Source organism: Actinoplanes sp. URMC 104, assembly GCF_051386375.1.
In the GTDB taxonomy this organism is placed as follows: domain Bacteria; phylum Actinomycetota; class Actinomycetes; order Mycobacteriales; family Micromonosporaceae; genus Actinoplanes.
The window spans coordinates 464616-485745 of sequence record NZ_JBPQTO010000002.1 but is presented as its reverse complement, the minus strand read 5'-3'; the positions used below and the strand labels follow the sequence as shown (position 1 = coordinate 485745).

Sequence of the window (21130 nt, the reverse complement as noted above, 5' to 3'; positions counted from 1 at the left end):
CATGGCTCGCATCGCGGTAACCGGAGGCAGCGGCAAGCTCGGCCGCGCCGTCGTCCAGGACCTTCTCGACCACGGCCAGCAGGTCGTCAACCTCGACCAGGCGCCGTCGTCCTCGCCCGCCCCGTGGCTCAACGTCGACCTCACCGACTTCGGCCAGGTCGTCGGCGCGCTCACCACGGTCGACGAGCGCTACGACCGCATCGACGCCGTCGTGCACCTCGCGGCCGTCCCCGCGCCGGGCCTGCTGCCCAACGCGGCGACGTTCCACAACAACATCCGCGCCACCTACAACGTCTTCGAGGCCGCGCGGGTGGCCGGCATCAAGACCGTGGTGTGGGCGTCCAGCGAGACCCTGCTCGGGCTGCCCTTCGACACCACGCCGCCGCCCTACCTGCCCGTCGACGAGGAGTACCCGGTCCGGCCCAACTCCTCGTACTCGCTGGCCAAGCACCTCGAGGAGCAGATGGCCGCCCAGTTCTGCCGGTGGGACCCCGAGCTCACCATGGTCGGCCTGCGGTTCTCCAACGTGATGGAGCCGGGCGACTACGAGGCCTTCCCCTCCTACGACGCCGACCCCCGGCTGCGCAGCTGGAACGCGTGGGCCTACATCGACGCCCGCGACGGCGCCCAGGCCGTACGGCGTGCCCTGGCCTATCCCGAGGCGGGCGTCGAGGTCTTCGTGATCGCCAACGCCGACACCGTCATGAGCCGCTCCAGCGCCGCGCTGGCCGCCGAGGTCTTCCCGGACGTCCCCGTCCGCAAGGAGCTGGGCGAGCACGAGACCCTGCTCTCCATCGACAAGGCCCGCCGCCTGCTCGGCTACGAGCCCGAGTTCACCTGGCGCTCCACCGGGACGCCGTAGCTGCCGATCGTCACCTCGCCGACCGACGTCTCGGCGAAGCTGCTCTCCCGCGCCGGACAGACCAGCGCGGCGCGGGTGATGCCGAGGCGCCGGGCGTACGTGTAGAGCTGGTACAGCTCGTCGGTGGCGGGGTCGGGCCGCCACGGCCGGTACTTGGCGTCGTACACGGCAACCGGCTCACCCGCGCGGGAGACGACGAAGTCCGCCCAGGCGGAGCGCGTCTCCGTGAGCGGGATGCGATGCCGGCCGGTCACGGCACAGCCCGGTTGCCGGGCGCGCAACCACCTGCCGACGTACGTCTCCCAGATCTTCGTCATCAGGAACAGCACGCTGGCTCCGGCGCTCCCCGACCCCGTCGGCAGCGTGGTCCGGCCGTCCAGGATCAGCCGCGCCAGCGGCACGATCTCCCGGTACCGGGCCGGCACGCCGGCCATCTCGGGCGGCGCACCGGCCACGTCCGCGATGTGGCGCTTCCGGTCTCGGGCCGCAGGCCTTCGACGAAGTCCTCGTAGGAGTACGCGGGGTGGAACTGCGCGACCTCGATGTGCTCCGCCGAGGTCGCCAGGTGCCGGGTGAGCAGCCCGGCGACGTGCGTCTTGCCCGTGCCGGGCGGCCCGTGGAACACCGCCTGCCGCATCCCGGTGCTCAGCGCCTCCGCCCACTGGTCCACCTGCTCGACCGGCAGGTGACACCGTGCGGCGACCTCGTTGGCGCCGAGCCGTTCCGCGGCCGGCAGCGGCGCTTGCGCAACGACGGTCCTGGCAGCCCGCATGAAGCGGGTGAGAACGGCGTCCGCCTCCTGCGGCGCGATGCCGTGCTGCTGTCGCCAGTCGCGGAGGTCGGCGCAGAACTGCTGGTAGCCGGCGAGGCCAGTGCCGCGTCGACGGGTTCGCGCCACAGCCGGGTGACCATCCGGTTGAACGTCTCCGGGTCGCTGCCGAGCTTGCCCATCACCGCGCCGGCGAAGCCAGGCGTGAACCTGTCGTAGCGTTCGCGTCCCAGCTGAGGTTCTAGCAGACGCGGGCCGTGCAGCGTTACGGGAGTCGCTCGTACGGGATCTTCTCGCCGGCCTCGACCGGGACCGGCAGGCGGTTCTCGGACGGGGGCAGCGGGCAGGTCGCGAAGTCGGTGTACGCGCAGACGAGGTTGGTCGCCTTGTTGAAGTCGAGCGTCACCGTCCCGTCCGCGGCCGGGGCGTCGATGGCCAGGCTGCGGTTGGCCGCGTACGTGGTCACGCCCGAGGTCTCGTCGGTGAACAGGGCGAAGAACGACCCCGGCGTACGGCCGTTGAAGACCGTCAGCGCCAGCGGAGTGCCCTGCGCCTCGAACTCCACGCGGCCGGGGGACTCGTACACGTGCTCGAGGCCCTCGACCGCGGCGCCGACCGTGACGTCGCGGGGCTCGTCGAAGGGCACGTAGCGGCCGGTCAGCTGCCACTTCTCGGTCGGCTCGTAGGCCGGCACCCCGTGAAACTGCTGCCGCAGCGGGTTCTCCGGATGCCGCGGCCGGATGATGTCGAAGCCGCCGCGCTTCGCGACCTCGACCACGGCGTCGCCGAACGCGGGGAAGACGCTGCTGCGCTCGGCGAGCACGCCGAAGCTGTGCCGGCCGGTGACCTCGGCGCCGTCGACGGTGAGCGACTCGCCGTCCGCGAGGTCGACGACGGGCCCGTCCGGGCCGGTGCTCCACTCGCCCGGCGCGTCGGGGAAGCGCCGCGGGGTCGCGTCGAGGAAGTTCAGGCTGGTGATGGCCAGGAAGCCGTGCGGGTCGGCGAGGTCGCGCTCGTGCTCGGCGTGCCACTCGGCCCAGGTCTGATCGGTCATGCCCGCCAGCCTATGCCTACTTAGCCTATGGGAGATAGAGCTTGTTTCGGCCGTCACGGAGGATGGTCCCCGGAGGCGTACGGCGATAGATTGCCCGCACGGCGACCCCTGCGGTGTTCCGCAGCCGCATCGGCCGTCCCGGTCAGCTCGTGCCCACACCGCTCCGGGAGGCTTCCGTGTCCACCACCCACGCCCCGATGTCCGCGTCGTTCACCCGCTCGGCCGAGCGGTCCCTCTGGTGGCTGGCCGTCGCCGGCGCCGCCTCCTCGATCGTCCTGGGGGTGCTGGCCCTCGCCTGGCCCGACGAGACCCTGTACGTGGGCGCCGCACTGTTCGGCGTCTGGCTGCTCGTGCACGGCGTCATCAACATCGTCCAGGCCATCACCGCCGCCCGCGCGGACGGCGCCGCCCGGGCGCTGAGCGCCGTCATCGGCGTGCTGTTCGTCGTGGCCGGAGTCATCTGCCTGCGCAACGTGCTGGTGTCCGTCGTCGTGATCGCCACGCTGATCGGCATCTCGTGGCTGATCGGCGGGATCGTGGGCCTGATCAACGCGTTCACGGCGGGCCACGACGCCGCCGGCCGGCTGGTCCTCGCCGCGCTCGGCGCCGTCAGCGTGCTCGGCGGGCTCGTCGTGCTCCTGTGGCCGGGCCCGTCCCTCGCGACGATCGTCTGGCTCACCGGCATCTGGCTGCTGCTCATGGGCCTGATCCAGCTGCTGATGGTGCTGCGCAACCGCCCCGGCCACGCGGCCGTCTGACCCTCCCCGTCCCGGCCCCAGCGCGCCGGAACCGCCCCACTGTGCCGTGCCCACGGTCCCGTGCCTGTCTCGCGGCGCCGTGCGGGTTGATGCCGGCCGCGCGGGTGGGCGCTAGGAGGGCAGGACGGCGGCGAGGCCGTCGGCGCGGGGGTCGCTGCCGGCGTCGAGGCGGCCGCCGCGCAGGCGGGACAGCTGCACGTGGCCGGCGTCGTCGTGCGGGCCGGCGGTGGTCGTGACGGTCAGGCCGGCCGCGGCCGGTGGGGTGGGCACGCCGGGCTCGAGGATCAGGTCGGCGCCCCGGAGGATCCACCGCGGGCGCGCGACCAGCTCGGCCGGGTCGGGGGCGGTGAAGGCGTCGGGGGCGATCTGGGCGAGGATCCACGGCTGGGCGCGGCCGCCCTGGCACCCCAGCGCGACGACGTCGCCGGCGGCGATGCCCAGGGTGGGGCAGAGCGTGTGCGGCGGCCGCCTGCCGGGGGCGAGGCGGCCGGGGTGCGCCGGGTCGAGGCTGAACGCGGAGCCGCGGTTGTGCAGCACGACGCCGGTGGACGGCTCGAGGATGCCGGCGCCGAAGCTTTCGAAGACGCTCTGGATCAGCGTGACGGCGTTCCCGTCGTCGTCGACCGCGGTGACGGCGACGGTGTCCCCGGTGGGCTCGTGCAGCCGGTCCGCGGCTGCCACAACCGGGGACGTACGCCCGAGAAGCCCGGCGACGTCGATCGGCCCGCCGCGCGGGTCGCCCAGCAGCGCGTCGCGGGCGGACTGGGCGCGGTGGCTCCCGGCGAGCAGATCCGGCGATCCGTTCACGGCCAGGAAGGTGGCGCCCTGCACCGGCGGAGGCGCGGCGTGCCAGGTCACCCCGCCGGCGACGGCGCTCAGCGGCTCGGTCACCTCGGCGGCGTGCGCGGCGAAGTCGCCGGCCGTGAGCGGCCCGACGGCCAGGCGCTGCGCGAGCGGACCACGGTAGAGGGAACGCCAGTCGCGCGCGATCTGCGCCAGCGTCGCCGCCAGCGCGGGCTGCACGAGAGCCGGCCGCAGCATCACCGCGGACAGCCCCGGGTCGGCGCGGACGACCTCCCGCTGCTGCTCGATCGCCCGGCGCAGGCCGGCGCTGAACGGCGCCCCGTCCGAGGCCAGCCGCACCGCGGGGGCGAGCAGCTCGGCGAGCGGCAGCCGCGCGCCCAGCCCGTGCACGGCGGCCCACCCGGCCACCACCCCGGGCACGGTGACGGTCAGAGGCCCGCGCAACGGCATGCGCGGCGCCGTGGGCGGCACCGCAGCGGACGCGGCCGCGCCGATGGACAGCACGGCCCGTACGGGAGAACCGGCCGTCCGCACCATCGCGACCAGGTCTCCGCCGACCGAGCACTGATGCGGATAGACCACCGCCAGCGCGCCCGCAGCGGCCAGCGCCGCGTCGAACGCGTTGCCGCCGGCAGCCACGATCGGGCGCGCGGCCTCGACGGCGGCCGGATGCGGCGCAGCCACGGCGACGGACATACCGCGACCCTACGTTCCCGGCGCACGCTCGTCGTCGGGGGCCGCGCCGTGCTCGCGGGTGTCGATCGCGGGCAGCACCGGGGCCGGTCTGAACCGCCGGGAGTGCCCGCGCCGTGTACTTTGCGCCAGTCGTTGCTTCTACGGGGTTGGTGGTTGATCGATGGATGACATGACGAGCATCGATGCGCCCGCGGTGCGGGCCATGGGCGCGGCGGTGACGGCGATCGGGGAGCGGGTGGCTGCCGTGGCCGCGCAGATCCCGGGCTGGGAGTACGCGGGACAGGGCGCGGTCGAGGGCTCGACCCTCTGCGACCACCAGCTGGCCGGCTCGGCGCGGTTCTGGCAGATCACCGCGGACGGGCTGGCCGCGATGGTGCGCGACTACGGCGGCGAGCTGCGCGCGGCGGCCGGGGACTTCGTCGCCACCGACGCCGACGCGGCCGGCCGCATCCAGGTCGCCGGCAAGCCGGGGGCGTGACGCCGTGACGATCACGTTGCAGGGGCTGCTGGCCGCCGACACCGGGCGGCTCGAGAGCGTCGCGAGGCGCTGGGACCGGCTGGCGCAGACGCTGGACGACGCCGTCGAGGACCTCGGCCGCGACACCCGCGAGCTGGCGAACCACTGGCCGGCCGGGCCGAGCTCGCAGGCCGCCCAGGACAAGTCGGCGGATCTGCGGCTGCAGCTGGGCAACGGGCAGGTGCACTGCGCCGCCATCGCCTGGACCATCCGCGAGTTCGCCCTCGACGTCGCGCACTACCAGGGTCAGGTGCGCGAGGTCGTCGCCGAGGCGCAGAGCCGCGGGCTGCGCATCGACCTGGCCTCCGGCACGATCACCGCGCCGATCGCGGTGGCGGCGACCCAGTCGCTGGTCGACGGGTACGCCCAGCACCTCGGCGAGCTGGTGGCCGGCATCAACGACAGGGACCGCAGGGCCGCCGAGCTGCTCGCCGACCACACCTTCCGCGAGGAGTTCGTGCCCGGCACCGAGGAGCCGCAGTACTCGGAGGTGCACATCCTGGCGCTGGCCAACTGGACGGACGGCAGCCAGACCGACTACTGGAAGAACCAGCATTCGCTGCTGCAGGACCGGGCGATCGCCGAGCACCCCGAGATCATCGGCGCGGCCGCCGGCATCCCGCCCGAGGACCGCGACACCGCCAACCGCATCCTGCTGCGCCGGGCCAAGGACGAGCTGCTCGCCGCCCGGGAACGTCAGCAGGACCTGCACGACGGCGCGATGAACCGGGCCCAGCTCGACCTCGACCGCAGGCTGGCCGCGATCACGGCGCTGGAGGAGCGCTCGGCGGGCCGGTACCTGCTCTCGTACGCCCCGGGCGCCGAGGACCAGGCCGAGCTCACCAAACGGTGACGCGCGGGCGCGGGACGCTGCGGCAAAATCCGGGCGGATAGCATCGTCAGGGTTCCGACAGCGCTTTCCTAAGGAGATCACCGTGTCCGCATCCCGTACCCCTGCTGTGGCCGACCCTCTCGTCGTCCCGGCCGGGACTACGGCCGCCGACGCGGTGGCCGCGGCCGGCCTGCCGGCGACCGGGCCCAAGGCGGTCGTGGTCGTCCGTGACGCCGCCGGCCGCCTGCGGGACCTCGACTGGCAGCCCGAGGCCGACACCGAGGTGACCCCGGTCGCGATCGACGAGCCCGACGGGCTGAACGTGCTGCGCCACTCGGCCGCGCACGTGCTGGCCCAGGCCGTCCAGGACATCTTCCCCGAGGCGAAGCTGGGCATCGGCCCGCCGATCGAGAACGGCTTCTACTACGACTTCGACGTGCCCAAGCCGTTCCAGCCCGAGGACCTGACGAAGCTCGAGAAGCGGATGCAGGAGATCGTCAAGGCCGGGCAGACGTTCCGCCGCCGCGAGTACTCCTCGCTCGACGAGGCCAAGGCCGAGCTGGCCGACGAGCCGTACAAGCTCGAGCTGGTCGACATCAAGGGCGACGTGGACGACGCCGAGCTGTCCACGGTGGGCGCCGGCGAGCTGACCCACTACGACAACCTCGACAAGGACGGCAAGCGCGTCTGGGGCGACCTGTGCCGCGGCCCGCACCTGCCGACCACGCGGCTGATCCCCGCGTTCAAGCTGATGCGCTCGGCCGCGGCGTACTGGCGCGGCTCGGAGAAGAACCCGCAGCTGCAGCGCGTCTACGGCACCGCGTGGCCGTCGCGTGACGAGCTCAAGGCGTACCTGAACCGGCTCGCCGAGGCGGAGCGCCGCGACCACCGCAAGCTCGGCACCGAGCTCGACCTGTTCTCGTTCCCCGACGAGATCGGCTCCGGCCTGGTCGTGTTCCACCCCAAGGGCGGTGTGATCAAGCGCGAGATGGAGGACTACGTCCGCGCGCGTCACATCGAGGAGGGCTTCCAGTACGTCGGCACGCCGCACATCAGCAAGGAAGGCCTGTTCCACACGTCGGGCCACCTGCCGTACTACAAGGACACGATGTTCCCGCCGATGCAGCTCGAGGGCGCGGACTACTACCTCAAGGCCATGAACTGCCCCATGCACAACCTGATCTTCAGGTCCCGCGGGCGGTCCTACCGGGAGCTGCCGCTGCGGCTGTTCGAGTTCGGCTCGGTCTACCGCTACGAGAAGTCCGGCGTGGTGCACGGCCTCACCCGCGTGCGCGGCCTGACGCAGGACGACTCCCACTCGTACGTGACCGCCGAGCAGGCGCCGGACGAGATCAAGCACCTGCTGAAGTTCGTCCGGTCGCTGCTCGACGACTTCGGCCTGGACGACTACTACCTGGAGCTGTCGACCCGCGACCCGAACAGCGACAAGTTCATCGGCTCGGACGAGCAGTGGGCGATCGCGACCAAGGTGCTCGAGGACGCGGCCACCGAGAGCGGCCTCGAGCTGGTGCTCGACCCGGGCGGCGCGGCCTTCTACGGTCCGAAGATCAGCGTGCAGGCGCGGGACGCGATCGGCCGCACCTGGCAGATGTCGACCATCCAGTACGACTTCAACCAGCCGGCGCGCTTCGGGCTGGAGTACCAGGCGGCGGACGGCACCCGCCAGGAACCGGTCATGATCCACTCGGCGAAGTTCGGATCGATCGAGCGGTTCTTCGGCGTGCTGGTGGAGCACTACGCGGGCGCCTTCCCGGCGTGGCTCGCGCCCGTGCAGGTGGTGGGCATCCCGATCCGCGACGACCACGCCGACTACCTGACCGGCTTCGTCGACGCGCTGCGCAAGGCGGGCATCCGCGCCGAGGTCGACTACTCCGACGACCGCATGCAGAAGAAGATCCGCACCGCCCAGCAGCAGAAGATCCCGTTCATGGCCATCGCCGGCGACGACGACGTGGCCGCCGGCACGGTCTCCTTCCGCTACCGCGACGGCTCGCAGCGCAACGGCGTCCCGCTCGAGGAGGCCGTCGCCCACGTCGCCGAGATCGTGCGGTCCCGGACGAACGTCGGGCCGTCCGCGGCCTGATCCCGGGGCCCGGGTGCCGCCTCGTGGCGCCCGGGCCGGCTCCTGCGGGCGGCTCGCCGGCGTGGGCCCTACGGCTTGGCGAGCTGGACGGCCTCGTGGACGGCGGCGGCGTAGCGGGCCGGCTGCTCCCAGGCCGCGAAGTGGCCGCCCTCGGGCTCCTCACGCCACGTGTGCACGGTGAAGAACCGCTCGGCGAACTCGCGGGGGGCGTTGACCAGGTCGTACGGGTAGATCGTGAAGACCGCGGGAGGCGTCAGGCGGGTGGACCGCGGTTCCGCGGTGGCGTACGGGGTGAAGGACGTGCCGATCGCGCCCGTGACCCAGTAGGCCGTGATCCAGGTCAGCAGCTCGTCGCGGGTGAAGACGGACTCCACGTCGCCGTCGCAGTCGGTCCAGCCGCGCAGCTTCTCCAGGATCCACGCGGCCAGCCCGGCCGGGGAGTCGCCCAGGGCGGCGGCCAGCGTGTGCGGCTTGGTGGACTGCTCGTGCATGTACCCGCCCTCGCGGGCCTGCCAGTCGCGGCCGCGCCCGACGTAGGCGCGCTCGGCCGCCGACAGGTCGGTGGGCGGGTCGATCAGGAAGTGGTGCTGCGACACGTCGGTGAGGTGCAGCGCCGCGACGCGCTCGGGGTGGCGGGCGGCCAGCGCCTCGGCGACGTCGCAGCCGACGTCGCCGGCCGAGACCACGTACCGGTCGTAGCCGAGGGCCGCCATGGTGGCGGCGACCGCGCCGGCCATCTCGTCGGCCGACATGCCGCGCTCGGGGACCGGGGCGGCGAACGGGTAGCCGGGCAGGGCCGGCGCGACCACGTGGTGGTCGGCGAGCAGCGGCAGGACGCGCTCGAAGCGCAGCACCGAGTCGGGCCAGCCGTGCAGCAGCAGCACGGCCGTGGCGTCGGCACGCCCGGACCGCTGGTGGATCGCCCGCGTGGTGGTCAGCGTCCAGGGCAGTCGCCGGATCCGCTCCTCGTGGACGCGCCAGTCGTACGAGTCCGCCCAGAACGCCACGAGCTCGGCCAGGTGATCCGGGTCGACGCCGCGCTGCCAGCCGTGCCCGCCGGGAAGGGCCACCGGACGGAACGCCCGCAGCCGGGCCCGCAGATCGTCGAGGACGTCCTGGGTGGTGGCCTCGGGCGCCGCGTTGTCGTGGTTCATCGCTTCCTCCTCCTCTGCTCGACACCATCGAACGCTAATAGTGGAGTCGCGTGACGTCAACACCGGTCAACGCTTATACTGGTGTTGTGACGACGTTGCAGCTGGTCGAGGAGTTTCTCAACACGGTCGATCAGAGGACCTTCAGCCGGTACGGGGAGGACCACGTCGCCGCCGAGCATCTCGCCTCGCCGCGGGAGCTCGCGGACTGGCTGGCGGCGCACGACCTGCCCGGCGGGGCCGAGCTTCAGCCGGCCGACCTGGCCGCCACCGTCGCCCTGCGCACCGCCCTGCGCCGGGTCCTGCTCGGGGAGACCGACGGCGTCACGGCGCTGACGGAGCATCCGCTGCAGCTGGCCCCGGACGCCTCGGACGGCCTGCGGATCGTCGCCCGGTCCGGCCGGCCGTGGCTGGACGTCATCGTCGAGACGGTGGCGCGCAGCGCGGCCCGCGGTGAGTGGCAGCGGCTCAAGCTCTGCGCGGCGCCGGACTGCCGGTGGGCGTTCCACGACACCTCGCGCAACGGCCGGGGCCGGTGGTGCTCCATGGAGATCTGCGGCAACCGCCACAAGACCCGCACCTACCGGGAGCGCCGCCGGCCGGCCGGGTGACGCGGCGTTCGCGCCGCCGGCGGCCCGGATCAGGGGGTGGGGGTGCTGGTGCTCGTGACGAACCAGGCCGCTATCTGGGCCCGGCGGGAGACGCCCAGCTTGGTGCGGATGTGCTCCACGTGGGCGGCGGCCGTCTTGGGGGCGATGGTCAGGGCGGTGGCTATCTCCCGGTTGGTCAGGCCGGCGGCCACCAGGCGGGCCACCTCCACCTCGCGGGCGGAGAGCAGCGAACGGGCGGGCGGCAGGGGAGCGTGGCGGGTCTGCGCCGGGGAGGAGTCGGCCGCGGCGGGCGGGACAGTGGCGCCTGCGGAGGCGTACGCCTGCAGCGCCGCCTCGCGCAACGCCACGGCCTCGGCGGGGCGGCGGGAGCGGTGGGCGCAGCGGGACTGGTCCAGCAGGGCGGCGGTGCCCTCCCAGAAGCGGCGGCGCGACGCCCAGAACGTGCGCGCCGCGGCCAGGCAGTCGCGGGCCTTTCCGGTACGGCCCTCGTGCAGGTGGATCAGGCCGTGCCCGTGGTCGAGCGCGCCCAGCGTGCCGGGGATCGCGCGGTCGTGCAGCAGCGTGGAGGCGCGGTCGAGCCAGTCGCGGGCGGCGGTGGGGCCGGGGCCGGCCAGGTAGGCGCGGACGCCGGTCACGACGTACGGGAAGAGGTAGGCGGCGTCCCGGACGGCGGCCGACGCGGCGTACCCCTGCTCGCACCGGGCGACGGCGGTGGCGGCGTCGCCGCGGGCCAGGGCCAGCTCCGCGAGGCCCCACCAGGCGGGGGAGACGCGTTGCAGCTCGCGCATGCCCGCACCCAGCGACTCCGCGCGTGCGAGATGGCCGGCGGCCTCGTCGTACGCGCCGCGGCCCAGTGCCAGGTAGCCGAGCACGTGCCGGGCGGTGATCTCGGTCGTGATGCCGCCGCCGTCGGCCAGGGCCTGCCGCGCGGTCCGTGCCGCCGCGGGCCAGTCGCCGGTGGCCCACTGCACGTGGGCGAGGTGCGCGGCCATGTAGTGCCGGTCGTTGACCTGCTCGACGCGTTCGGCGTACGCGATCCCCTCGGTCAGCGTCGCGGTCGCCGCGTCGTACTCGACCAGCACCGACATCGACGTGCCCAGCATCCGGTAGCAGCGCGCGGCCTGCGCCTCGAGCCGCAGCCCCGACGCCCGCGCGATCGCGTCGCGCAGCAGGCCCGCGCCCTCGGCCATCCGGCCCGCGAACAGCAGCACCGAGCCGACCGTGGCGTCCACGTGGCAGCGCATCCGGTCGCCGGCGCCCAGCTCACGGGCCAGTTCCCCGTCCGCGAGCGCCTCGTCGAGGCGGCGGTCGAGCATGTACGCCGCGGCCAGCTCGGCGTGGATCTCGGCGCGCGTGGCCGGCCGGTCGGCCGCGAGCGGGAGCGCCGCGCGCAGCGCCCGGGTGCGCGCCTCCAGGTCGGCGCCGAGCAGGTGCCGTACGGCGACCCAGTCGGGCACCAGCGCAGCGGCGCCCGCGTCGTCACCGAGACCGAGGCGGACGTCGTACGCCTGCGCGTAGCACGCGGCGGCCTCGTCGTTCTCGTCGATCGAGGCCAGCTCGCAGGCCAGCGCGGCCAGCAGGTCGGCCCGCTCGGCCGGGGGCAGCCCGGGCGGGCAGGTGCGCCGCGCCCGGCGGTAGAGCCCGGCGGCCTCGCGGTGCGCGGAGAGCGCGGATGCCTCGCGAGCCGCGGCCAGCGCGTGCCGGAACGCCTCGCCGGGCAGCCCGGCCCGTTCGTAGTGGTCGCTGGCGAGCGCGTCGGGCAGCCCGGCGGCGGCCGCCGCGGCGTGCAGGGCCCGGCGCCGATGCGGGGGGATGTCGGCGTAGAGCGCGTCGCGGATCAGCGCGTGCCGGAAGCCGTAGCCGGCGCCGTCGCCGGACAGCACGAAGAAGCGGACGGTGAGCTCGCGCAGCGCCTCGTCGACGGCGGCGGGCGGCTCGCCGGTGAGCGTGGTGAGCAGGTCGAGATCGAACGAGCGGCCGAGCACCGCGGCGGCCTCGGCCAGGCGGCGGGTGGCGGGGCCGAGGTGGGCGGCACGGGCCAGCACGGCGTCGGCGAGCGTGTCGGGCACCTGTCCGGCGTCCGCGTCGGCGGCCAGGAACTCCTCGACGTGCAGCGGGATGCCGTCGCTGCGGGTGTGCAGGGCCTCGGCGGACGGAGTGGGCAGACCGGTGCCGGTGATGGCGGCGGCCATCGCGGCCGTCTCGGCGGGGCCGAACCGGGGGAGCCGCACCTCCTCGGCGAGCCGCTGGGTGAGCAGGCGGGTCCGCCACCGGCGCATCGGGACGCGGGGGTAGAGCTCGTCGCTGCGGTACGTGCCGACGACCAGCAGCCGCGTCGCTCGGGCGTGCCGGGCCAGCCGGGCCAGCACGTCGAGCGTGAGGTCGTCGGCCCAGTGCAGATCCTCCAGCGCCAGCAGCGCCGGGCCGTCGGACGGCACGAGCAGCGCGGCCAGGTCCGCCACGAGCAGGCGCCGGCGGCGGGCGGCGTCGCCGTCGGCCAGCTCGCGCAGGCGTTCGGCCAGCCGCACCCCGGCCGCGGCGGTCGCCGGGTCGCGGCGCAGCTCGGCGCCGAGGTCGGCGAGCGGCCCGCCGGCCAGCTCGGTGTCGCCGGGGGAGGCGCCGGCGGCCACCACCGCGTACCCGGCCGAGCGGGCGCGGGCGACGATCTCGCCGAGCAGCCTGGTCTTGCCGATGCCGGCCTCGCCGGCCAGGAACAGCAGCTCGCCGGTGGACGCGGCGAGCCGCCGGTCGGCGAGGGCGAGCAGGTCCTCCCGGCCCACGAAGACGGGGCTGGCCACCACGCCCGCGACTTTAGGTCAGCGGGTCGTGCCTTCGTAGGTGCTCTGACCGATGTCCGACGCTCGCCGGGCGGGCAGCCTTCAGGACATGGCGAAGTTCATGGACGTACACAACGGATTCGTCGGCGTCACGCCGGAGCAGCTGTCCGAGGCGCACGAGGCCGACCTGAAGATCGAGGGCGAGGAGGGGGTGCACTTCGAACGGGCGTGGCTGGACCCGGAGTCGGGCAAGGTGTTCTGCCTGAGCACCGGGCCGAGCAAGGAGGCCGTGATGCGCATCCACGAGCGCGCCGGTCACCCGACGACGGAGGTCTACGAGCTGACGGCCGAGGTCTGAGCGCCGATCAGGCCGGCGCCACGGCCGCCTCGCCGGCGGCCGGGCGCCGTTCCTCGGTGCGCGAGATGCGCAGCCACACGACGAAGCCCCAGATCACGAACGCGGCGTAGACCGCGTACAGGATCGCGGACGGGTAGTAGCCGAAGTGCAGCAGCTCGGGCACGCCGACCAGGTCGACGGCGATCCAGCAGAGCCAGAACTCGACCCAGCCGCGGGCCATCGCGAAGGTGGCCAGCATCGAGCCCACGAAGATCCACGAGTCGGCCAGGTAGTACCACCAGGGGACCGGGAAGCCCGCCCCCACCGCGCGGAACACGAAGAAGCACAGCACCAGCGCGGCCAGGGCCAGCGTGCCGTAGACCAGGCGCTGGCGGGCCGAGGCCCAGTGCGGCGTCACCGCAGTGCCGTGGGTGCGCCGGCGGTTGCTGTTCCACCGCCACCAGCCGTACACGCTGGCCACCAGGAAGAACACCTGCCGGGCGGCCTGGCCGTAGAGCGGGGTGCCCTGGTCGTTGCCGACCGCCTGGCCCATGAACACGGTGAACAGCAGCACGTTGCCGACGATGCCGACCGGCCACGCCCACGCGCTGCGGCGCAGCCCGAACAGCGCGGAGCCCAGCCCGAAGGCGTTCCCGACGATCTCGCGGTAGTAGATCGCCTGGTCGGCGGTCACCTGCCACTTGGCGGTGTAGAACGTGGTCAGCAGTTGGTCGAGCCAGGTCACGGCTCATCCTAGGCCGCCGGCGGTGGCCGCTGGGTAGCGCGAAGGTCACCGGGGCATAGTGGTGTCCGTGACAGCACCCTCCTGCCCCATCACCACCCGCCTCTACGAGAACGGGAAGGTCGTGGCGCAGGACTTCGACTACGGCGAGGTGACCGGCCTGCTCGAGCAGCACCCGAAGTCGGTGCTGTGGCTCGACCTGTTCGACCCCGACTCCGGCGACCTCACGCTGGTCGCCGAGGAGTTCGGCCTGCACCCGCTCGCCGTCGAGGACGCCGTGGTCGACCACGAGCGGCCCAAGCTCGACCGCTATCCGCACCACGTGTTCCTCAACGTCTACGCGGTCGACATCGCCACCCGGGACTCGCAGACCCGGTTCGGCAAGACCGAGATCAGCGCGTTCGTCACCTCGCGGGCGCTGATCACGGTTCGCAAGTCGCAGAGCGACACCTCGCGGTTCGTCGACCGCTGGGACGCCGACGCCGAGCTGGGCGCGGCCGGCGGGGTGGGCTTCCTGCTCTACGGCCTGCTCGACGTGGTGGTCGACGGGCACTACGCGGCCGCGCAACGCCTCGACGCGGCGATGGACGGGGTCGAGGACGCGCTGCTCGAGGAGGGCGGCGCGCCGCGGGACGTGCGCATGCAGGGCATCGACCAGCGCAAGATGCTGGCCGCCCTGCGCCGCGCGGTGGCGCCCATGCCCGAGCTGGTCGGCCAGGCGATGCGCGCGGACCTGGGGCTGGTCGACGCCGACCTGCGCCCCTACTACCGCGACGTCGAGGACCACGCCCAGCACACCGTCGACGAGGTGGAGCACCTGCGCGACCGGATCGAGTCGCTGCTGCAGGCCGACCTCGCCGAGCAGGGCAACGCGCTCAACGACACCACCCGCAAGCTCGCCGCGTGGGCCGCGATCATCGCCGTGCCCACGGCGCTGACCGGATGGTTCGGCCAGAACCTGCCGTACCCGGGTTACGAACACGTCTCGGGTCTGATCGCCAGCACGGTGCTCATCCTGGCCACGTCCGTGCTGCTCTACGTGTATCTGAAGCGCCGCGGCTGGCTGTAGAGCGGGGCATCGCGGGCCGCCGGAAAGGCGTAGCCTCCCGGCATGGTGGCGCTCGTCTGGGGTGCTGTGCGGACCCGTACCGCCCAGGTGCTGACCGTGCTGCTGCTCACCGTGCTGGCCACTTCGGTGGCCGCCGCGGCGCCGTGGTTCGCGTACGCGAGCATCAACCGGGCCGCCGCGTCCGATGTGGCCTCCGCCCCCGCCGAGCAGCGCACCGTGTCGGTGCGCGAGATCGCCGAGACCGAGGGCGACCCGCGCTCCGCGATCGCCCGGATGGAGTCGACCATGGGCGGCCGGCTGCCGCTGCCCGCGTCCGACCCGGTGATCGGGCTGGTGCTGCCGCTCACCGTGGCCACCGGCGGCGGCGCCCCGGCGATGAGCATCGCGTACCGCGACGACTTCTGCGCCCACGTGGTGCTCGACGGCCCGTGCCCCGCGGCGCCGGGCGAGGTGGCGCTGAGCACCGCGTCGGCGCAGCAGCTGGGCGTGCGCCCGGGCGACCCGCTCACCCTGCGGGCGAGCCAGAGCAGCGACCCGCTCGCGCTGCGGGTGGTCGCCCGGTTCGCGTACGCCGACCCGAACGGGCCCTACTGGAGCAACCCGCAGTTCGAGGCGGACGGCGGGTTCGACCCCGCCTTCACCGCGCTCGAGACGTTCGAGGCCCGCCAGCTGTGGGAGCCGACGGTCACGTTCGACGTCACCATCCCCGACTCGCTGCTGCGCGGCGACGGCGGCTACCGGCTCGGCCCGGTGCTGCGCCAGGCCTCCGCCGCGCTGGGCGCCTCGGGGCTGCGCATGGTCAACTCGAGCAGCCCGCTGATCACCGCGATCGCCCGGGACCGCGCGGAGATCCGGCTCGGCGTCGTGGTCGCGCTCGTGCAGACCGTGGTCCTGACCTGGTTCGCGATCGGCCTCGCCGGCCGCTACACCGGGCGCGACCGCCGCGGCGACGTCGCGCTGCTCAAGCTGCGCGGCAGCACCAGGGCGGCGATGCTGCGGCTGGTCTGGGGGCAGCACCTGCTGCCGCTGACCGCCGGCGCGGTGCTCGGGCTGCCGCTGGGCTACCTGCTCGCGCGGTGGCTGGCCGGCCCGGTCACCTCGCCGGTGCAGCGGGTCGAGGCGTTGCTGTTCTCGCTGGCCGCGGCCGGGGCGGTGCTGCTCGGCGGCCTGCTCGTGCTGGCCGCGGTCGAGGGCGTCGTGCTGCGCAGGCCGGTCGCCGACCTGCTGCGCCAGGTGAGCCCCGGCCGCGGCGGCTGGCGGTCCGGGCTGGCCGACCTGCTGCTGCTCGCGGTCGCGGTGGCCGCCGTCTATCAGGCCCGGTCGAGCGCGCCGGACAGCGGCCTCGCGCTGGCCGCGCCGGGGCTGGTCGCGCTCGCGGTGGCGCTGCTGCTGGCCCGGCTGCTCGGGCAGCTGGCCGACCGGGGCGGCAGCGCGGCGGTGCGCGCGGGCCGCCTGCGGCTGGGCCTGACCGCCGTGCAGGTCAGCCGGCAGCCCGGCACCGACCGCGTGTTCGCGCTGGTGGTCGTGGCCGTCGCGCTGTTCACCACCATGCTCGGGCTGACGCTGGCCGACGGCGCGCACCGCACCGAGCGCAGCCGGGCCGAGCTGGGCGCCGACCGCGTGCTCCAGGTGCAGGCGCCGAACCGCACCACGCTCCTCAACGCCGTCCGGCAGGCCGATCCGCGCGGCGACCGGGCGATGGCCGTGGTCGTGGACCGCGGCAGCACCCCGCCGATCGTCGCCGTGGACAGCTCCCGGCTCGCCGCGGTGGCCCACTGGCGGCCCGAGTACGGCCCGCTCGCGCTGCTCGGCGCGGCCACCGCGGAGAACGCGGGCCCGCCGCCGCTGCCGGCGATCACGGGCGACCGGCTGACCGTCCGGGTCCGGTACGACGGCAGGTCGCCGGCCGCGCTGGCCCTGCTGCTGCAGCACGAGGGCAGCGGCGCCCCCGTGCAGGCCCGCTTCGGCACGCTGACCCGCGGCGAGCAGACCCGCACGGCCGCCGTCACCGGCTGCGCCCGGGCGCCCGGCTGCCGCCTGCTGCGCTGGCAGTTCAGCAACCCGCCGGCGCGCACCGGCGCGATCCTGCCCGGCCCGCCCGGCAGCGCGGTGACCGTGCGGGAGCTGACCCAGCAGGGCCCGCCCGCCACGGTCCTCGGCCCGGAGCAGCTCGGCGACATCGCCCGCTGGCGCACCGGCACGGGCGCCGCCCTCGACGTCGCCGCGCGCGACGGCGCGCTGCGGATCTCGGTGGACCTCAACACCACCCAGTCCCCGGACCTCGGCACCGAGGTGTACGCCGTGGACAGCGCGCTGCCGCTGCCGGTGGTGCTGGCCGGGCCGCCCGAGGAGTCCTGGCGCTTCGGCGAGCCCGCGCTCGCCTCGTTCGGCACACAGCCGGCGCCCGTGCGGGTGGACGGCACGGCCGGGGTGCTGCCGGTCGTGGGGCGCTCCGGCGTGCTGGTCGACCTCGAGACCACCCGCCGGGTCGCCGGGGACGTCAACCCGCCCGGGCAGTTCCAGGTCTGGCTCGCGCCGGACGCCGGGCCCGGCACCGTGGACGCGCTGCGGGCGGCCGGGCTCACGATCGCCGCCGACGACACGGTCGCCCGCCGGGCCGAGCGGCTCGCCGACCAGGCGCCCTCCGCGATCACGCGGTTCGGGCTGGTCGCGGGCGTGGCCGGGTTGCTGCTGGCGGCCGCGACCATCGGGGTGGCCGGGGCCGTCGACCGGCGCAGCCGCCTCGAGCAGCTGCGGGCGCTGCGGCTGCAGGGTCTGCCGCTGCGCGCCGCGGTCGGCACGGCGTACGCCGGCATCTGGGTCCTCGTCGGCGCGGGGCTGCTGACCGGCCTGCTCGCCGCCGCGGTCGCCGACCCCCTCGCTCGCGTCGCCGTGCCCGGCTTCACCGACGGCTGGGACGTGCTTCCGCCGCCGGGCGCGCTCGGCTGGGCGCCGGTGCTGCTGTCCGGCCTCGTCGCGCTCGTCGTGCTGGGCCTGGTCGCGTGGCTCGCGGTGGCGCCGCTGGTCAAGGGGCTGCGCCGATGATCCGGCTGGTGCTCGCCATGGTCTGGGCCCGCCGCGGCCAGGCCGTCACGCTCGCCCTGCTGGCCCTGTTCGCGGTGGCGTCCGCGGTCGCCGCGCCCGCGTACCTGACGGCCGTCGACCGGGCGATCGCCGCGGGCCAGATCGCCACCGCCGCGCCCGCCGAGCGCACGCTGGTCATCGCGGGCACCCGGGACTTCCGTGACCAGGGCGCCGCCGACTTCACCGACGTGGGCGCCGCGCTGATCGAGCTGCCCGGCTTCAGTTACGTCTACGCCGCCGCGATCCCCGTCATCGGCCTGGAACGGGACGCGATCGACCCCACCGCGATGGTGTTCCGCCAGGACGTCTGCGGCCACGTGCGCATCGTGGACGGCCGCTGCCTGATCGGCGAGGGCGACGTGATCGTCGGCAGGCGGACCGCCGAGCGCACCGGGGTGGCCCCCGGCGACCCGGTCACGCTGAGCTTCGCCGCGTTCGTCGACGAGCCGGGCAACCCGCACTGGGAAGCCGCCGGCCGGCCCAAACGGCTCACCGTCGCCGGCCTGTACGAGATCACCGACCCGGGCGACGTCTACTGGGGCACGCACGGCTACTTCGCCGCCCTGCCCGGCCGCGGCCCCGCCGAACCGGCGTTCGTGGGCGACGCCACGATGAGCACGACCGACCACGGCGTGACCGAGCTGTCGATCGACGGCGCCGCGGGCCCCCAGGCGCTCGACGTCGACCGGCTCGACGCGCTGCGCGCCGGGCTGCAGTCGCTGACCGGCCGGGCCACGGGCACGTCGCTGCAGGTCGACACGTCGATCCCGGCGCTGCTCGACCGGATCGACTCCGGCCGCTCCGCCGCCCACCTGCTGGTGCCGGTGATGGCCGTGCCGCTGGTGCTGCTGGCCTGCTTCAGCATCTTCCTCGCGGTCGGCTACGGCACCCAGGGCCGCCGGCCGGAGCTGGCGGTCGTCGCGCTGCGCGGCTCGCGGTGGTGGACCCGCTGGTGGCTGGCGACCGGCGAGAGCCTGGCCGCGATCCTGGCCGGCGCCGTCGCGGGGTGCGTCGCCGGGCAGCTGCTGGTCAACCTGGTGGCCGCCGCCCGGTTCCCCGGGGTGGGCGTGGACCCCGGGTGGGCCTCCCTGCGGTTCGCGCCGTTCGCCGCGCTGGCCGCCCTCGGCGCCGCGCTGCTGGCCCAGCGGCGGCAGCTGCTCAGCCCGGTAGCCACGCTGCTGCGCCGCCCGGTCACCACCAACGGCAACCGCACGTACGCCCCGGAGGCCGTCGTCGTGCTGCTGGCCGCGCTCAGCGCCGGGCAGCTCGCGGTCTCCGGCGGCGAGCTCACCGGCGTCGGCCTGCTCGCCCCCGCGTTCGTCATGCTCGCCCTCGCGCTGCTGTCCGCCCGCGCCCTGCTGCCGCTGGTGACGCGCTACGCCACCCGTGCGCTGGCGGCCGGCCGGCTCGGCCCCGCGCTGGCCGGCTTCCAGGTCTCCCGCCGCCCCGGCGCCGGGCGGCTGTTCGCGCTGCTGGTCGCCACCGTCGCGGTGGCCGGCTACGCGGCCTGCGCGGTCGACGTCGCCGCCCGCGGCCGGGTCGTGCAGGCCGAGCTGGGCGTGGGCGCCGACCGGGTCCTGACCGTGGCGCCGGTGTACCGCAGCCAGCTGCTGCACGCGGTGCGCCAGGTCGACCCGGAGGGCCGGTTCGCGATGGCCACCGCGCGGCTGCGCAACACCGACGGCCGCGAACCGCTCGGCCTGGCCGCCGACACGACGCGGCTCGCCGCTGTCGCGAGCTGGCCCGGCGGGGCACCGGCGGTGGACGACGTGGCCCGCGACCTGCGCCCGCCGGCGCCCGAACCGCCGGTGATCGGCGGCCCGGACCTGACCGTCGAGGCGACCGCCACCGGCGTGCCGCCGGGCAAGGACCTGCGGCTCAACGTGGCGGTGTCCTCGCTGACCGGCGAGGGCGACGCCCTGGTGCAGCTCGGCGACCTGCACGAGGGCCGGCACAGCTACGCGCAGCGGGTCAGCGCGTGCGCCGAGGGCTGCCGGGTCAACGGCTTCCAGCTGGCGGTCAACAGCACCGTGGTCGGGGTGACCGGCAGCGTGACGATCGCGAGCGTGGGCAGCGGCAGCCCCCGCGACACGCTGACCGCGGCCGCGCTGGCCGAGGCGCCGCGCTGGCGGATGCCCGAGTACGGCACGGTCAGCGCCGACGCCGGCGGGCTGCGCATCGACGTGGACGCGCCGGGCGGGCTGCCCAGCGGCGCCTGGATCCAGCCGGTCGGCACGCCGTACCCGCTGCCCGTCGCGTACGCCGGGGAACCGCCGGGCGACGTCCTGACCGGTCTCGACGGCCGGCCGATCGCGGTGACCGGGACGGCCGGGCTGCCCGCCGTGCCCCGGCTGGGCCGGCACGCCGGCCTGGTCGACCTCGAGTACGCCGACCGGCTCGCCACCGACGCCGCCCCCGCGCTGCTGCCCGAGGTCTGGGTCGGCGCCGGCGCGCCCGCCGACGTCGCCGAGCGGCTCGAGGCGCAGGGGCTGTTCGTGCTCTCCGACACCCGCGCCGGGCAGGTGCACCGGCGGCTCGACGAGCAGGGCCCGGCGCTGGCGCTCTGGTTCCACCTGCTGGCCGGCGGGCTCGCCGTGCTGCTCGGCGTCTTCGCCCTGGTCCTGGCCGCCGCGGTCGACCGGGCCCGCCGCGTCGAGGACCTGTCCGCGCTGCGCGCGCAGGGGCTGGGTCGGGCGACGACCGGCCGGGCGACCCTGTGGACGTACCCGGCGCTGGTCGGCATCGCCGCGCTCGTCGGCGTGGCCGCCGCGGTGGCCGCGTGGGCCGTCACCGGGTGGGCGCTGCCGCTGGCCGGCGTGCAACCGGAAACCCTGCCGCTGCCGTCCTGGCCGCGCATCCTGGTGCTCGCCGGCACGACGGCCCTGGTGCTGCTGGTGCCGGCCGTGGTGGCGGTCGGCGCCGGCCGTGACCTGCGCCGCCGGATCAGACCATGACGCGCCCCG

18 protein-coding genes are annotated in these 21130 nt (G+C 75.0%); 11 read left to right on the top strand and 7 right to left on the bottom strand.

Annotated elements, in window-relative coordinates; all coding sequences use genetic code 11:
* Position 1: 1 nt before the first annotated feature.
* Entirely contained in the window at positions 2-862 is an 861-nt protein-coding gene (locus ACSNN8_RS03185; RefSeq protein ID WP_436646869.1) for an NAD-dependent epimerase/dehydratase family protein, read from the top strand.
* Here ACSNN8_RS03185 and ACSNN8_RS03180 read toward each other — a convergent pair.
* The gene (locus tag ACSNN8_RS03180) at positions 820-1317 is read right to left on the bottom strand and encodes a 5-methylcytosine restriction system specificity protein McrC (protein ID WP_436646868.1); all 498 of its coding nucleotides are present in this window, start codon (positions 1315-1317) and stop codon (positions 820-822) included. The two genes, ACSNN8_RS03185 and ACSNN8_RS03180, sit on opposite strands and share 43 nt — an antisense overlap.
* A complete protein-coding gene (locus ACSNN8_RS03175) occupies positions 1245-1499 on the bottom strand; it encodes an AAA family ATPase (RefSeq protein WP_436649390.1) in 255 nt (84 codons plus the stop codon). The genes ACSNN8_RS03180 and ACSNN8_RS03175 overlap by 73 nt, the downstream gene beginning before the upstream one ends.
* On the opposite strand from ACSNN8_RS03175, the gene ACSNN8_RS03170 reads away from it, so the two are divergent.
* Positions 1386-1850 (top strand): hypothetical protein, encoded by a 465-nt coding sequence (locus tag ACSNN8_RS03170; protein WP_436649569.1) that lies wholly within the window; start codon positions 1386-1388, stop codon positions 1848-1850. The two genes, ACSNN8_RS03175 and ACSNN8_RS03170, sit on opposite strands and share 114 nt — an antisense overlap.
* Before the next feature lie 46 nt (positions 1851-1896).
* Here the strand turns inward: ACSNN8_RS03170 and ACSNN8_RS03165 are convergent, their stop codons facing one another.
* Positions 1897-2685 (bottom strand): DUF1684 domain-containing protein, encoded by a 789-nt coding sequence (locus tag ACSNN8_RS03165; RefSeq protein ID WP_436646867.1) that lies wholly within the window; start codon positions 2683-2685, stop codon positions 1897-1899.
* A gap of 176 nt (positions 2686-2861) precedes the next feature.
* On the opposite strand from ACSNN8_RS03165, the gene ACSNN8_RS03160 reads away from it, so the two are divergent.
* Positions 2862-3443 carry an HdeD family acid-resistance protein gene (locus ACSNN8_RS03160; protein WP_436646866.1) on the top strand — a complete coding sequence of 194 codons (582 nt, stop codon included), beginning with the start codon at positions 2862-2864 and terminating at the stop codon, positions 3441-3443.
* 111 nt (positions 3444-3554) lie between these two features.
* Here ACSNN8_RS03160 and ACSNN8_RS03155 read toward each other — a convergent pair whose 3' ends face one another.
* On the bottom strand, positions 3555-4943 hold the full coding sequence (locus tag ACSNN8_RS03155) for a gamma-glutamyltransferase (RefSeq protein WP_436646865.1): 1389 nt from the start codon (positions 4941-4943) through the stop codon (positions 3555-3557).
* A gap of 169 nt (positions 4944-5112) precedes the next feature.
* Between ACSNN8_RS03155 and ACSNN8_RS03150 the strand changes: the two genes are divergently transcribed.
* From ACSNN8_RS03150 to thrS, 3 genes are all read left to right on the top strand, one after another.
* Positions 5113-5421, top strand: coding sequence for a hypothetical protein (locus ACSNN8_RS03150; protein WP_436646864.1), 309 nt, complete (start codon positions 5113-5115; stop codon positions 5419-5421).
* Between the two features lie 4 nt (positions 5422-5425).
* Positions 5426-6313 carry a hypothetical protein gene (locus ACSNN8_RS03145; protein WP_436646863.1) on the top strand — a complete coding sequence of 296 codons (888 nt, stop codon included), beginning with the start codon at positions 5426-5428 and terminating at the stop codon, positions 6311-6313.
* 82 nt (positions 6314-6395) lie between these two features.
* Positions 6396-8396: a threonine--tRNA ligase gene (gene thrS / locus ACSNN8_RS03140; protein ID WP_436646862.1), complete on the top strand. Its 2001-nt coding sequence runs from the start codon at positions 6396-6398 to the stop codon at positions 8394-8396.
* Positions 8397-8464: 68 nt separating this feature from the next.
* Here the strand turns inward: thrS and ACSNN8_RS03135 are convergent, their stop codons facing one another.
* Positions 8465-9550: an epoxide hydrolase family protein gene (locus tag ACSNN8_RS03135; RefSeq protein ID WP_436646861.1), complete on the bottom strand. Its 1086-nt coding sequence runs from the start codon at positions 9548-9550 to the stop codon at positions 8465-8467.
* An 86-nt stretch (positions 9551-9636) separates the two neighbouring features.
* Here ACSNN8_RS03135 and ACSNN8_RS03130 point away from each other — a divergent pair, with 86 nt between their 5' ends.
* A complete protein-coding gene (locus ACSNN8_RS03130; protein WP_436646860.1) occupies positions 9637-10158 on the top strand; it encodes a CGNR zinc finger domain-containing protein in 522 nt (173 codons plus the stop codon).
* 29 nt (positions 10159-10187) lie between these two features.
* Here ACSNN8_RS03130 and ACSNN8_RS03125 read toward each other — a convergent pair whose 3' ends face one another.
* The gene (locus ACSNN8_RS03125; protein WP_436646859.1) at positions 10188-12959 is read right to left on the bottom strand and encodes an ATP-binding protein; all 2772 of its coding nucleotides are present in this window, start codon (positions 12957-12959) and stop codon (positions 10188-10190) included.
* Between the two features lie 49 nt (positions 12960-13008).
* On the opposite strand from ACSNN8_RS03125, the gene ACSNN8_RS03120 reads away from it, so the two are divergent.
* Positions 13009-13293, top strand: coding sequence for an SCO4226 family nickel-binding protein (locus ACSNN8_RS03120; RefSeq protein ID WP_436646858.1), 285 nt, complete (start codon positions 13009-13011; stop codon positions 13291-13293).
* Positions 13294-13300: 7 nt separating this feature from the next.
* Here ACSNN8_RS03120 and ACSNN8_RS03115 read toward each other — a convergent pair whose 3' ends face one another.
* Positions 13301-14017 (bottom strand): nicotinamide mononucleotide transporter family protein, encoded by a 717-nt coding sequence (locus tag ACSNN8_RS03115; protein ID WP_436646857.1) that lies wholly within the window; start codon positions 14015-14017, stop codon positions 13301-13303.
* A 67-nt stretch (positions 14018-14084) separates the two neighbouring features.
* On the opposite strand from ACSNN8_RS03115, the gene ACSNN8_RS03110 reads away from it, so the two are divergent.
* Genes ACSNN8_RS03110 through ACSNN8_RS03100 form a run of 3 tightly spaced genes read left to right on the top strand, consistent with a single transcriptional unit; the run spans position 14085 to position 21121 of the window.
* Positions 14085-15083: a magnesium transporter CorA family protein gene (locus ACSNN8_RS03110; RefSeq protein WP_436646856.1), complete on the top strand. Its 999-nt coding sequence runs from the start codon at positions 14085-14087 to the stop codon at positions 15081-15083.
* Positions 15084-15125: 42 nt separating this feature from the next.
* Positions 15126-18128 carry an FtsX-like permease family protein gene (locus tag ACSNN8_RS03105; RefSeq protein WP_436646855.1) on the top strand — a complete coding sequence of 1001 codons (3003 nt, stop codon included), beginning with the start codon at positions 15126-15128 and terminating at the stop codon, positions 18126-18128.
* The gene (locus tag ACSNN8_RS03100) at positions 18125-21121 is read left to right on the top strand and encodes an FtsX-like permease family protein (RefSeq protein WP_436646854.1); all 2997 of its coding nucleotides are present in this window, start codon (positions 18125-18127) and stop codon (positions 21119-21121) included. Before ACSNN8_RS03105 ends, ACSNN8_RS03100 begins: the two co-directional genes overlap by 4 nt.
* Positions 21122-21130 lie beyond the last annotated feature (9 nt).